This is a genomic window from Nonomuraea dietziae (assembly GCF_014195505.1).
In the GTDB taxonomy this organism is placed as follows: Bacteria; Actinomycetota; Actinomycetes; order Streptosporangiales; family Streptosporangiaceae; genus Nonomuraea; species Nonomuraea roseola.
This window is the reverse complement of the sequence record NZ_JACIBV010000001.1, coordinates 1843747-1857074: the sequence shown is the minus strand read 5'-3', so window position 1 is coordinate 1857074 and position 13328 is coordinate 1843747. Positions and strand designations below refer to the sequence as shown.

At 72.4% G+C, this 13328-nt stretch carries 11 protein-coding genes; 5 read left to right on the top strand and 6 right to left on the bottom strand.

Going from position 1 to position 13328, the window contains the following annotated elements; translation table 11 throughout:
• Positions 1–8: 8 nt before the first annotated feature.
• From FHR33_RS09015 to FHR33_RS09000, 4 genes are all read right to left on the bottom strand, one after another.
• Positions 9–926 (bottom strand): MerR family transcriptional regulator, encoded by a 918-nt coding sequence (locus FHR33_RS09015; protein WP_183645504.1) that lies wholly within the window; start codon positions 924–926, stop codon positions 9–11.
• 65 nt (positions 927–991) lie between these two features.
• Positions 992–2467 (bottom strand): SDR family oxidoreductase, encoded by a 1476-nt coding sequence (locus tag FHR33_RS09010; protein WP_183645503.1) that lies wholly within the window; start codon positions 2465–2467, stop codon positions 992–994.
• Positions 2468–2548: 81 nt separating this feature from the next.
• Positions 2549–4249 carry a serine/threonine protein kinase gene (locus FHR33_RS09005; RefSeq protein WP_183645502.1) on the bottom strand — a complete coding sequence of 567 codons (1701 nt, stop codon included), beginning with the start codon at positions 4247–4249 and terminating at the stop codon, positions 2549–2551.
• 89 nt (positions 4250–4338) lie between these two features.
• Complete coding sequence (locus FHR33_RS09000) at positions 4339–5001, bottom strand: hypothetical protein (RefSeq protein WP_183645501.1); 663 nt, start codon at positions 4999–5001, stop codon at positions 4339–4341.
• Positions 5002–5110: 109 nt separating this feature from the next.
• Here FHR33_RS09000 and FHR33_RS08995 point away from each other — a divergent pair, with 109 nt between their 5' ends.
• Positions 5111–6568 carry a chymotrypsin family serine protease gene (locus FHR33_RS08995; protein WP_183645500.1) on the top strand — a complete coding sequence of 486 codons (1458 nt, stop codon included), beginning with the start codon at positions 5111–5113 and terminating at the stop codon, positions 6566–6568.
• A 57-nt stretch (positions 6569–6625) separates the two neighbouring features.
• On the opposite strand, the gene FHR33_RS08990 is transcribed toward FHR33_RS08995, so the two are convergent.
• The gene (locus FHR33_RS08990) at positions 6626–7978 is read right to left on the bottom strand and encodes a 6-phospho-beta-glucosidase (protein ID WP_183645499.1); all 1353 of its coding nucleotides are present in this window, start codon (positions 7976–7978) and stop codon (positions 6626–6628) included.
• A gap of 49 nt (positions 7979–8027) precedes the next feature.
• Positions 8028–8786: a DeoR/GlpR family DNA-binding transcription regulator gene (locus FHR33_RS08985; RefSeq protein ID WP_183645498.1), complete on the bottom strand. Its 759-nt coding sequence runs from the start codon at positions 8784–8786 to the stop codon at positions 8028–8030.
• Between the two features lie 131 nt (positions 8787–8917).
• Here FHR33_RS08985 and FHR33_RS08980 point away from each other — a divergent pair, with 131 nt between their 5' ends.
• From FHR33_RS08980 to FHR33_RS08965, 4 genes are read left to right on the top strand one after another with little or no spacing between them, the layout of a single operon-like run.
• Positions 8918–10180, top strand: coding sequence for a PfkB family carbohydrate kinase (locus FHR33_RS08980; protein WP_183645497.1), 1263 nt, complete (start codon positions 8918–8920; stop codon positions 10178–10180).
• Positions 10181–10184: 4 nt separating this feature from the next.
• Positions 10185–11588, top strand: coding sequence for an extracellular solute-binding protein (locus FHR33_RS08975; protein WP_183645496.1), 1404 nt, complete (start codon positions 10185–10187; stop codon positions 11586–11588).
• A gap of 10 nt (positions 11589–11598) precedes the next feature.
• The gene (locus FHR33_RS08970; protein WP_312895430.1) at positions 11599–12513 is read left to right on the top strand and encodes a carbohydrate ABC transporter permease; all 915 of its coding nucleotides are present in this window, start codon (positions 11599–11601) and stop codon (positions 12511–12513) included.
• Positions 12510–13319, top strand: coding sequence for a carbohydrate ABC transporter permease (locus tag FHR33_RS08965; protein ID WP_183645495.1), 810 nt, complete (start codon positions 12510–12512; stop codon positions 13317–13319). Before FHR33_RS08970 ends, FHR33_RS08965 begins: the two co-directional genes overlap by 4 nt.
• Positions 13320–13328 lie beyond the last annotated feature (9 nt).

Sequence of the window (13328 nt, the reverse complement as noted above, 5' to 3'; positions counted from 1 at the left end):
AAGGGAGATCAGGCCAGTGCGTGCATGACCTGGGAGACCGCCGCGTCGAGCGTGGACACCCTGGTGACGCCCCTCGGCAGGCCGTCCCACCAGCCGGGACCGCCGACGACGACGCGGACGGTGGGGCGCAGCGACGGCAGCGCGGCCAGCGGGGCGGGATCGCCGGTGGAGTCCTGCTGCGACCACACGAAGACCACCGCGGGACCGAGGCGGCGCATCGCGTCGGCCAGCGCGGAGTAGGGGGTACGGGCGCCGAGCACCCTGGTCTGCACCGCCCGCTCGACGGTCAGGACGGCCGCCAGCGCGTAGATCGGCAGGCTGTGCTGCTCGTCCTCGGCGCAGGCCAGCAGCACAGGACGGGCAGGCGTGTCCTGTCTCGGCGGCTCGACGAGCGGGTGCAGCGCGGCCAGGACCTGGTTGGAGAACAGGTGCTCGACGTCGATGCCCAGGTCCTTGCGCGTGATCGCCTCGAAGACCGGCAACACGAGCTGGTGCCAGGTCCACCGCACGCCGTACCGGTCGAGCGCGGCGCGCACGCCGTCGGCGACGGTGGGGGAGTCGAGCACGCTCGCCGCCCGCGCCAGCATCGCCGGCGACGGCACCTGACGGACCGGCGCACGGACGTCGAGGCCGCCGTCGGGGCCGCCGTCCCCGGTCCCGCCGTCGCGGCCTGTCTCGGAGGGGCGCAGTCTCAGCGCCTCTCGCGCGGCCTCCGCGGGGGCGACTCCCGCGTGGATCAGCCGGTTCATCTCCTCCAGGCGGCGCAGGTCACCCGCGTCGTAACGCCGGTGGCCGCCCGGGCTGCGCCTGCTGGGGCCGATGCCGTAGCGCAGGTTCCAGGTGCGGAGGGTGGGGGCGGGCACGCCGAGTCGCCGGGCGACGGCGCCGATGCCGTAGCCCGCCTCCTCCTCGCTCAGGTCGTCCATGCCACCCCCCGGTCATTCTTTCGGATTCCAGGCCCGCGAAGTTGCACCGCGACCGTCGAGCCCCGCTACCGCGAGCTGCCGCGACGGGCGGCGGCCGCCACGTTCCTCGGCATCCTGCCGAAGATCAGGCCATGGAAGGGGTAGATCGCCCACCAGTAGAGGTGCCCGAGCAGTCCGTGGGGATGGAAGACGGCTCGCTGGCGGTAGACGGTCCGGCCGTCCTCGACGCTCTGGCTCAGCTCCAGCCAGGCCAGACCGGGCAGGCGCATCTCCGCCCGCAGGCGCAGCAGGCGCCCCCGCTCGAGCTCCTCGACCCGCCAGAAGTCGATGGAGTCACCCACGCGCAGGCGCAGGGGGTCGCGGCGGCCGCGGCGCAGACCGACGCCGCCGACCAGCCTGTCGAGCGCGCCGCGGATCTTCCACGCCATGGGCAGGGAGTACCAGCCGTTCTCGCCGCCGATCCCCTCGATGACCCGCCACAGCTCCTCGGGGCCCGCGGCGACGGTGGCGGTGCGCCGATCGATGTAGAGGCTGCCGCCCGCCCAGTCGGGATCGGTGGGCAGCGGGTCGCTCGGCGCGCCGGGCAGGCTCGCCGACGACCACCTGGTCACGACGTCGGCTTCCTTGATCCTCTGCAGGGCCAGCGAGACGGCCAGGTCGAAGCCGATCAGGCCGCCCTGCGGGTCGGCGACGTACCGGGCGATGTCGTGTTCGGCGCAGACGGCCTGAGTCCGCAGCGACTCCACGAGGGGACGTGCGATGGCGGCGGGCACCGGCGTGACCAGTCCCACCCAGAGGCTCGACAGCCTCGGGCTCAGCAGCGGCACCGGAATGATCAGCCGTGGCGGCAGCCCCGCGACGGCCGCGTAGCGCCGCATCATCTCGGCGTAGCTCAGCACGTCGGGCCCGCCGATGTCGAAGGCCCTGTTGACCTCCTCCGGGATGCCCGCCCATGCGACCAGGTAGCGCAGCACGTCGCGGACGGCGATGGGCTGGGTACGGCTGCGCACCCAGCGCGGCGTCGTCATCACCGGCAGCCGCTCGGTCAGGTAGCGCAGCATCTCGAAGGAGGCCGACCCGGAGCCGATGATCACCGCCGCTCCGAGCACCACGCTCGGCACGCCCGACGACAGGAAGATCTCGCCGACCTCCGCCCTCGAGCTCATGTGCGCGGACAGGTCGTGTCCCTCGGACGCGCCCGGCGTGAGCCCGCCGAGGTAGACGATCCGGCGCACGCCCGCCCGCCCGGCCGCCGCGGCGAACGTGTGCGCGGCCTGCCTGTCGGCCTCGGCGAAACCCCGTCCTCCGCTCATGCCGTGGATCAGGTAGTAGGCGACGTCGATGTCCCGCAGCGCCGCGCCGGTGCGCTCGGGGTCGCGCGCGTCCGCCTCGGCGATCTCGGCCTGCGCGGCCCACGGCAGGTCGCGCAGCCGTCCCGCCGACCGCACCATGCAGCGGACGTCGTGCCCGGCCGCGAGCAGTTCGGGCACGAGCCGTCCGCCGAGATAGCCGGTCGCGCCGGTGACCAGACATCGAGCCATGCCGCTGCCCCTACCCGGCGGGAAGGGCGCCTCGCCCCCCTTTGCCGCTTCTTGGACAGGCCCCACCGGCCGGGACGGCCCTCACCAGACGGTGTAGGGGCTCTCCGCGCCGCCGCCGAAGGTGGCCGTGCCCGTTCTCTTCCACCGCTGGCGCACGTCGAGCTTGGCCCCGGTACGCGCCGCCGTGGTGGTGAAGGGGCCGCAGGTGACGATCTCGCCCTCGCTCGAGGGGGAGACACCCGAGCAGATGAAGGGCTGGGAGACGTTGGCGTCGGCGTCGGTGTTGAACAGCTGCACGTGGATGTCCGAGGAGACCGAGGTGGACCCCCTGATCCGCCCCTTGACGTGCAGGACCTCGCCCACCACGGCCATGCAGGGCGACATCTCCGTGTCCGTGCCGGTTCCCGTGGTGATCCACGAACGGCAGCGCCAGTTCGGCTCCGTCTCCTCGGCCGGGATGTCGTCCTGCCTGCTCTCGCGCGGCGGCTCGACCGGCTCCTCCGTCGTGCGCCGGGGTCGCGGGGTCGTGACGCGCGGCACGGGCTGCTTGGCCGTGGCCGGTCGCTCGGGCTGTTCGGAGACGGTCGCCTCCTGCGGACGCCTGCGCACCGTCCGCTCCTTCGGCGACTGCGGGGGCGTGCTCTTCGCCGTGCCGACCTCCGTGCCGACCGCCGGCAGCGGAGGGCTGGGGTCCTGCGGGGTCGACACGGCCGACGCGACGGCCAGACTGGGCGACGCCCCCGCGTCGGGCGCCCGCCACGGCGCCACGACGGCCACGGCCGCCGCACTGAGCACCAGCGCCACCGCGGCCGCCGCGACGACGGCCAGCCGCTGCCTGGGCCACCGGCGCCGGCCCGAGGCCACGGTCTCGGGCGCAGGGACGGGGCCCGTCGCGGACAGGGGCTCGGACGTGACGGAGGGCGCCTCTCCTCTGGCGACGGCAGGCAGCGCAGGCATGGCCGCCAGCGAAGGCGCCGCCTGGCGCAGCGCCGCCGCCACCTGCGCGGCGGCCGGACGCCGAGCAGGATCCTTGGCGGTGCACGCCGCGATGACAGGCCACAGGACGTCGGGCATGCCTGGCAGTCGCCTGGGCGCGGCCGTCGCATGCTGCCTGAGCAGGGCCATCGGATGGTCGCCGACGAACGGCGGACGCCCGGCGAGCAGCTCGTACAGGATCAGGCCCAGGGCGTACACGTCCACCGCCGCCGTGGGCGCGCTGCCGTCGGCGACCTCGGGGGACAGGTACGTGGGCGTGCCGATGACCGAGGTGGTCTGGGTCAGCCCAGGGCCATGGACGATGCGGGCCACGCCGAAGTCGGTCAGCCGTACCTGCCCGGTGGCCCTGTCGATCAGGACGTTGCCCGGCTTGACGTCGCGGTGCACGACGTCCAGGGCGTGCGCCGCGGCCAGCGCGTCGGCGACCTGGGCCATCAGCCGCGCCGCCTGCGCGGGGGGCAGCGTGCCCTGCCGCTGGAGGAGCGTACGCAGATCGCCCCCTTCGACGAAGTCCATCACCAGAGCGAGGCGCTCGCCCTCGATGACGAAGTCGCGCACTGCGACGATGTGCGGATGGCGCAGTGACTTCATCACGTTGCGCTCCTGCACGAACCGCAGGACGAGCTCGTGGTCGCCGGAGAGGCTGTCACGCAGCAGCTTCACCGCCACGATCTCCCCGCTGTCGCGGTGCCGCCCCCTCCAGACCGTTCCCATCGCACCGGCGCCGATCTCGTCCAGAAGGACGTACCGGCTTCCGAGAGAGTCCTCGGCTCCGCCCACCGCCATCCTCAGCCTTCCCCCTCCAACAGACGGAGATCACAATAGTCGGGAAGATCCACATCGGCGCAAGGCGGCAGGGGCCAGGCCTCGTGGGTTCACGCCCAGCCCGTCGTCGACGCCCCGCCCACCAGCAGCGCCGTCAGCACGACGCCGCCCAGCAGCGCACGCAGGCGCCCTGACAGGGTCGGCCGAAGCAGCACCACCAGCGCCACCGCGAGGGCCAGGCTCGCCCAGTCCTGTCCCGGATGGGCCGCCTCCACCGCAACGCAGCAGCCCTCCTCACCCGAGGGCAGCAGCGCGAGCGCGGCGGGGAACGACTGCCCCTGAACCAGGACGGCGGCCGCCAGGTCCCCCGCAGGTCCTTCGCGCCGGGTCAGATGGGCCAGCAGCACACCGGCCAGGGGAAGCGCGACCACCCACAGGACGTGCGCGGCGCCTGCCACGGGGTCGAGCGGGATCAGCTCGTACGGCGGCGGCGCTCCGCGCAGCAGGTCGGTCGCCGTCCCGGCGGCGTAGGCTCCGACGGCCAGTGCCAGCCCGCTCACGACCGCCTGCGAGGCCGTACGGGCCGCCCGCCCGCACGCCACCGCGCCGATGAACAGGGCGAAGCGGAAGAACAACGACTCCAGCAGCAGGTCGCCCTGGTCGTGCAGGAGGCCGGCGACGACCCCGAGCGCCAGCCCGGCCGCCCCTGCCGTCAGCGCCGCCACGACCAGGCCCGGCGAGGTCGGGGGAGCGGACCGTCGGATCAGCGGCACGGTCCCAGTATGCGCGGGGAATCCTCCGACGAAGCATGAAATGTCGTGATCTTCTGTGGTTCACTGAGCGGGTTCTTGATCATGACCCCCCACACGAGAAGAGAACTCCTTGCCCCCCACGTTATTCAGGCGCGCCGCACTGGCGGGCTGCCTGCTCACCGCGACGCTCGTCGCCGTGCCGTCGCCGGCGGTCCAGGCCGAGCCCGTGCCTCCGGTTCCGGTGATCACCGAGGACCCCTACGCGCAGGTGACGCCCCCCGACTACAAGCTGAGCCACGCCTTCAAGGAGGCTGAGCGGCGCGCCGCGGAGAAGCCCGACGTGTACGGCCCGCCGTACATCAGCTACGGAACGATCGTCGCGCCGGTGACGGCGGCGGAGGCCCAGGCGGAGGCGGGCGCGCTCATCGCGCTGCCGCCCCAGATGACTCCCCCCGAGGACGGCACGGGCGACCCCTCGAACGTCCCTCCGCCCGAGGAGAAGGAGTCGGTGCCGCCGGAGGCAGGCATCGCCGCCCAGGCGCCGGCCCCCGAGGAGCAGCTGTCGGCCGCCGACAAGAGCGCCCGGCAGAGCCTCGCGCCCACCGCGGACGCGGGTGAAACCTGGACGGTCCAGCCCAAGGTGAAGCTGGTCAAGTACAGCGTGAACCGGCTGAACGCCATCAAGGACGAGATCGTCGCGATCTCTCCCGGCGTGCTTCCCGGCGTCGAGAAGGTGAGCGCGGCCCTGATCCAGGCCGAGCAGAACCGGGTCATCGTGGAGTCCTCCGACGCCTCGGAGGCCTTCCGCGTCGCGCTGGCCACGCGCTACGGCGCGGACGCCGTCGTGGTGAGGCAGGTGCCCGACGAAGGGTTCGACGGCGCGCAGGCCAGGTGGAACGACACGAGCGTCGGCGGCTTCTACGGCGGCGCCCGCATCAGCACCAGCGTGGGCTCCTGCACCAACGCCTTCTCCTGGCGCTACAGCGGCTACCAGGCCATGATCACCGCCGGCCACTGCACCTCGCTCAACGGCTCGGTCTCCACGCTCTCCGAGTACCAGGGCAGCGTGGTCAAGGACACCTGGAACAACAGCACGGGCACCGTCTACATCGACGGCCAGTCCACCTACCGCGGCGACCTGTCGCTGATCAGGCTGAGCGGCAGCAAGAAGAGCGCCGCCCGCATCTACGTCGGCAACAGCACCTCGGGCAGCAGCAGGGCGGTGGCGGGCATGTGGTCGCGCCGCCCCGGCTACGGCGACCAGTACTGCACGGGCGGCAGCACGGCGGGCGAGCTGTGCGGCTGGAAGGTCAACGCCCTGAAGATCAACGTGCGCTACAGCGGCGGCCAGTACGCCAGGAACATGACCAGGGGCTACAAGCAGGGTCAGTGCACCAGGGGCGGCGACTCCGGCGGTCCCGTCTACACCGTCAACTCGGCGGGCAAGGTGGTGGCCAAGGGCGTCCACAGCGGCGGCGGCGGTGGCGGCTCCGACGGCTGGGGCGGCGCGCTCGACCCCTGCCGTGAGTACTTCACCGACGTCTACGAGGCCTACTACGGCTTCCCCGGCGTCATCGCCACCAGCTGACGAGGACGGAGGGAGGGCGGCGACTCGCCCTCCCCCCGTGCTCCTCGAGGCCGGGCGCTACGAGGAGCCCGGGATGACGGCGGCCAGTTCGGGGATGCGGGCGCGGTAGCCGTCGAGCAGCCTGCGCGCCGTGCCGACCGAGTCGACCAGCGGGTGCAGGGCGAACGCCTCGACGGCCAGGCGGGCCGAGCCGGTCAGCGCGGCCTCGATGGTGGTCTGCTCGACGGCCTTGACCTGCTGCACCAGCCCCAGGAGGCGGCCGGGGAGCGGGCGGGTGGCCAGCGGCCTGACGCCCGAGCCGTTCACCGCGCACGGGATCTCGACCACCGCCTCCGAGGGCAGGCCGGGCACCGCGCTGCCGTTGCGGACGTTGAGGATCATCGTGGAGGGCTCACCCCTGGCGATGGCGGCCATGAGGGCGAGCGCGATGCCCTCGTACCCGCCCGCCTCCAGGTCGGCGGCCTCGCGCTCGCCGGCGTCGGTGCTCTGGCGGGTCTCGGCCATGTACGTCGCGTCGCGCTCCCTGCGCGCCCTACCCCACTCGGCGAGGGCCTGCAGGGGACGCTCCCGCACGGCGGCGTAGAAGCGGCTCTGCTGCTCGAGAAGGGACTCGCCCCTGGTGCGCCCCGCGCCGTCGATCGCGGCGACGGACTCGCGGGTGAAGTAGTAGTAGTAGAGGTACTCGTTGGGCAGCGCCCCCAGGGTGCGCACCCAGTCGTCGCCGAAGATGCGGGCCTCCTCGACCTGCCGCAGCGCCGCGTCGTCGGCGAGCAGTCCAGGCAGCACGTCGCGGCCCTGGTAGGTGAGCCCCCGCAGCCATCCGAGGTGGTTGAGCCCCACGTAGTCGGGCGAGACGAGCGCGGGGTCGAGCCCGAGAGCGGCGGCGGCCCGCCTGATCAGCCCGATCGGCGAATCGCAGATGCCGACCACGCGGTCGCCGAGCACGCTCCGCATCGCCTCGGTGATCATGCCGGCCGGGTTGGTGAAGTTGATGACCCAGGCCCTCGGCGCGACGGCGGCCACCCGCTCGGCCAGGCGCACGGCCACGGGGACGGTGCGCAGGCCGAAGGCGATGCCGCCTGGCCCGGTGGTCTCCTGGCCGAGCAGGCCGAGCTCCAGCGCCACCCGCTCGTCGGCGGTGCGGCCGGCCAGGCCCCCGACGCGGACCGCGGAGAAGACGAAGTCGGCGTCGCGCAGCGCGACGTCGAGGTCGGTGGTGGTGCGCACCTCGGGCGCCCTGTCGTGTCCCTCGGCGAGCTGGTCCAGCACGTTCCTGATGGCCGCCAGCCGCTCGGCCGACACGTCGTGCAGCACCACCTCCTCCACGCGCGGCTTGGCGGTGTCGCGCAGCAGCGCGCCGTACACGAGCGGGACCCTGAACCCTCCGCCTCCGACCACGGCCAGTTTCATCGCGCCTCCCTCACCTGCAACACCTCCGTTCCGGCCCGCCGGGCGTCCGTCACGCGAGCAGCACCTCCGCGCCCGCCGCCGCGCAGTTGCGCAGCGTCGTCTCGTCGGCGCCCTCGTTGGTGACGATCATGTCGATGTCCTCGGGGCCGCACACCCGCAGAGCGCCGGTGCCGGGGAACTTCTGCCGGTCGACCAGGAGCACCACCTGCCCGGCCGCCGCGATCATGGCGCGCTTCAGCGGCACCTCGGCCAGGGTGGTGTCGACGAGCTGGCCGTCGGGGCGCACGCCGCTCGCGCCCAGGAAGACCCTGTCGGCGCAGACCTGGCCCAGCGCCTCCTCGGTCAGCACCCCCACCAGCGAGTGGTACGGCCGGCGCAGCATGCCGCCGAGCAGCAGCAGCTCGACCGCGGGGTCGGCGCGCAGCACGTCGAGGACGGCGAGGCTGGAGGTGACCACGGTGACGCGGCGGCCACGGAGCCTACGGGCCAGGCGCATCGTCGTCGTGCCGATGTCGAGCAGGACCACGTCGCCGTCGCGCACGACCTGCGCGGCACGGTCGGCCACGGCCTCCTTGTCCCGCTCGTCGAGCGCCGCCACCTCGGCGAAGGGCATGGAGTCGTCGGCGTCGACCTCGGCGAGCGCGCCACCGCGCACGCGCCTCAGCGTGCCGTCGCGGTCGAGCACCTCGAGGTCTCTGCGAATGGTCGACGGGCTCACACCGAGCTGCCTGGCGAGGTCGCGCACGCTGGTGGCACCCGAGAGGCGGACCCGCCGCATGATCTCCGCATGCCTGAGGTGCTGAAGCACGGTCGGATCCTATCAGTCATTTGCGTGCATCAGTGAGCATCATTCAGCAAATGCCCGCACAGAGTACTTGATATGCGCGGCGAATCGTGCAAGATTGCGCACAACTCGATCTGTCGAGGAGGACTCTTCCCGTGTCTGTCCAGGCGTACGACCCTCTGGCCGACCAGCGCACCCCCGAGGGGCCGCAGTTCGACGTCTTCTTGGCGGGCACCGTCTTCCTCGACATCGTCTTCACAGGACTGCCCGCCATGCCCGCCGCGGGAACCGAGATCTGGGCCGAGGGCATGGGATCGTGCCCCGGCGGCATCGCCAACCTCGCCATCGCCACCAGCAGGCTCGGCCTGCGCACCTCGCTGGCCGCCGCGTTCGGCGACGACGACTACGGCGACTTCTGCTGGCGCACGCTGGCCGAGCAGGAAGCGGTCGACCTGTCGAGATCGCGACGCTTCGAGCAGTGGCACTCGCCTGTCACGGTCTCCATGGCCGTCGACCGCGACCGCAGCATGGTCACCCACGGCCACGCCGCCCCCATGTCGGCGTCGGAGATGATCGGATCGCCGCCGCGCTCCAGGGCGGTGATCGTGGCGCTCTCGGCCGAGGAGCCGCTCGGCGTCCCCGGCGCGAGCTCCTGGGCCGAGCTGGCGCACCGCGACGGCGCGCTGATCTTCGCCGACGTGGGCTGGGACCCGTCGGGCGCCTGGTCGCCCGCGCTCCTCGAACAGCTCTCCGCCTGCCACGCGTTCATGCCCAACGCGGTCGAGGCCACGGCCTACACCGGCACCGACAACCCTCGCGACGCGCTGTACGCCATCGCCGACAGGGTGCCCCTCGCGGTGGTCACCGACGGCGCCAACGGCGCCATGGCCATCGACTCCATCACCGGAGAGGAGGCGTACGTCCCCGCTCCACGCGTCACGGCGCTCGATCCGACCGGCGCGGGCGACGTCTTCGGCGCGGGCTTCGTGCTCGGCACCCTGTGCCGCTGGCCGCTGGCCGACCGGCTGGCCTTCGCAGGGCTCTGCGCGGCGCTGGCCGTCCAGCAGTTCGGCGGATCGCTGGCCGCGCCGGGATGGGGGGACATCGCCGACTGGTGGCACGAGGTGCGGGCGCAGGCCGGCCACGGCGGCGCGTACGCCGACTCGGTGGCCCGCAGGTACGCCTTCCTCGACAGGCTGGTGCCCACGGTTCCCGTGGGCGCGGTGCGCAGGGCCGCCGCCACCATCGCCAGGCACGCCGACCTGGAGATGGCGCCCCTGGTGTCAGGGGAGGCATCAGGGGACACCACCACGCGCGAACCACGCGCCGGCTCCGCGGCCGCCTCCGAGGGAGCGCCCGCCGGTCCCGACGAGCCCGAAGGCCCCGAGTCGCCTCGCGTGCCCGCCCAGAAGGAGTGACACCATGATCGCCTCGACGCGAGAGGTCCGGACGCGGAACACGCGCGGCGCAGGGACGCGCGCCGTACTCGCCGCCGGTGTCGTGGCACTCGCCGCGGCCGCGTGCGCGCCCGGATCCTCGGCCCCGCCCGCGGCCTCCCCGGCGCAGCCGAGCGCCTCGGCGGTGCGCACCGACGCCGCGGCCCTCGGCGACGTGACGCTCACGATCTGGGACCAGGAGGTACGCGGCGGGCAGGCCGCCCAGATGAAGCAGCTCAACGCCGCCTTCGAGGCGAAGTACCCCAACATCACGATCAAGCGGGTCTCCCGCTCCTTCGACGACCTCAACACCACGCTGCGCCTCGCGCTGAGCGGGAACGAGCCGCCCGACGTGGTGCAGGCCAACAACGGCAGGCCGCAGATGGGCGCGTTCGTGAAGGCGGGCCACCTGCGCCCGCTGGACGCCTACGCCGAGGCCTACGGGTGGAAGAAGCGCTACTCGCAGTCGGTCCTGCAGTACGTCAGCTACAGCGCCGACGGCAAGGTCTTCGGCCAGGGCAACATCTACGGCCTGCCGCAGGTCGGCGAGGTCGTCGGCATCCTGTACAACGCCGCCAAGCTGTCCGAGCTGGGTCTGCGGCCGCCGAAGACCTGGGAGGAGTTCGAGGCCGCGCTCGCCAAGGCCAAGGCCGCGGGCGAGGTGCCGCTGCAGCTGGGCAACCTCGACAAGTGGCCCGGCGTCCACGTCTTCGGCACCGTGCAGGGACGGCACGTCCCCGCCGACCAGATCACCACGCTGGGCTTCGGCCGCAAGGGCGCCTCGTGGACCACGCCGGAGAACACCAGGGCCGCCGAGCAGATCGTCGGCTGGGTCGACAAGGGCTACTTCAACAAGGGCTTCAACGGCCAGGGCTACGACGCCTCCTGGCAGGCGTTCGGCAAGGGCGAGGGCGTCTTCCTGATCGGGGGCAGCTGGCTGATCGCCGACCTGGAGAAGGTCATGGGCAAGGACCTGGGCTTCGTCCTGCCGCCCGGCACGGGGTCGGCCCCCGGGCCCGTCGCGACAGGCGGCACCGGCCTGCCGTTCGCCATCACGGCCAAGAGCCCTAACCCCGACGCGGCGGCGGCCTACATCGACTTCATCACCAACGCCGACGCCATGAAGGTGCTCACGGCCAACGGCCTGCTGCCGATCGCCGACACCGAGCAGCAGAAGGTGAAGCAGGGCCCTCAGCAGGACATGTTCACCGCGTTCGGCACCGCGGCCAAGGAGAACGGCCTGGTGCCCTACCTCGACTACGCCACCCCGACCTTCGCCGACACGCTGGGCGCGGCGCTGCAGGATCTGCTGGCCAAGAAGTCGGCGCCGCAGGACTTCCTCGCCACCCTGGAGAAGGACTACAAGACCTTCGTCGAGAGCAACGGATGAGGGGAGCGAGGTGATCCGCACCCGTTCGTCCTCGGTGAGGGCGCGGGCAGGCCATCCTCCCGGCGAGCCCCGGCGGGTCGCCTTCCTCTACCTGCTGCCCGCCTTCGCCGTCTACGCGGTGTTCCTGCTCTATCCGATCGGCCGCGCGGTGCACCTGTCGCTGTTCGACTGGGACGGGCTGAGCCTCGGCACCTGGGCGGGGCTGGACAACTACGTCGCGATCGTCGAGGACGAGGGGCTGCGGGCCGCCTTCGGCCACGCCCTTGTCCTCGTCCTGTTCTACGCCGTGGGGCCGCTCGTCATCGGGCTGACGCTGGCGGCGATACTCAACCACGCCAAGGTGCGCGGGCTCGGCTTCTTCCGGACGGTGGTGTTCCTGCCGCAGGTGGTGGCCATGGTCGTGGTGGCCGTCGCCTGGCGGCGCGTGTACGCCCCCGACGGCACGCTCAACGGCCTGCTCGGCGCGCTCGGGCTCGACTCGCTCACCAGGGGCTGGCTGGGCGACCACACCTTCGCGCTGCCGGCGGTCGGCGTGGTCGGCACCTGGTTCGAGACCGGCCTGGTGACCGTGCTGCTCCTGGCGGGGATGAGCCGCATCCCGCCGGAGCTGTACGAGGCCGCGCGGCTCGACGGGGCCGGCGCGCTGCGGGAGTTCCTCGCCGTCACGCTGCCTTCGGTCCGTGGGGAGATCGCGGTCGCGCTGACGCTGACCGTGATCGCCGCGCTGCGGACGTTCGACCTGGTGTACGTCACCACGCGGGGCGGTCCTGGCAACTCCACCTCCGTGCCGTCGTACGAGGTCTACCACCGCGCCTTCGGGCTGGGCCAGGTCGGCTCGGCGGCGGCCATCGGCGTCACCCTCACCGTCGTCATCTTCGCGATCTCGTTCGTGATCAACCGCGTGGCCGACAGGGAGGTCTCGTGATCTCCCGAGGCGAGCGCCTGGCCAACTACCTCATCCTGACCGCGTTCGCCGCGTTCGCGCTGTTCCCGATCGTGACGATCCTGTCGGCCGCGCTCGGCCCCAACGACAGCCCCGGCTTCGCCGGATCCGGCCCCCTCGACAACTTCGCCGCGGCGTGGGAGATCGGGCGCTTCGGCTCCTACCTGCGCGCCAGCCTGGCGGTGTCGTCGTTCGTCGTGGTCGTCAGCGTGGTTCTGTCGATCTTGAGCGGCTACGCGTTCGGCACCATGCGCTTCCCGGGACAGGCGGCGCTGTTCTACCTGTTCCTGCTCGGGATCATGATGCCCAGCGAGGCCATCGCGGTCCCGCTCTACTTCGACCTGCGCAGTCTCGGCCTGACGGACACGTTCTGGTCGATCGCGCTGCCGCAGGTCGCGATGTCGGTGGCGTTCGGCACCTTCTGGATGCGGGCCTACTTCCGCACCAGCAGCCGCGCGATCGTCGAGGCCGCCCGCATCGACGGCGCCTCCACGTGGCGCATCCTGTGGCAGGTGCTGGTGCCTCCGGCCAGGCCGGCCATCGTCACCCTGACCGTCCTGGTCTTCATGTGGACGTGGAACGAGTTCCTCATCCCGCTGATCATGGTGACGAGCGAGTCGCTGCGGACCGCGCCGCTGGGACTGGCCTTCTTCCAGGGGCAGTACACCGCGGGCTTCACCCTCCTCGCGGCTGGATCGGTCATCGTGGCGACCCCGGTAGTGATCTTCTATCTGTTCCTCCAGCGTCACTTCATCCGCGGACTGCTCCAGGGGGCGGTTCGCGAGTAACTCCCGGAG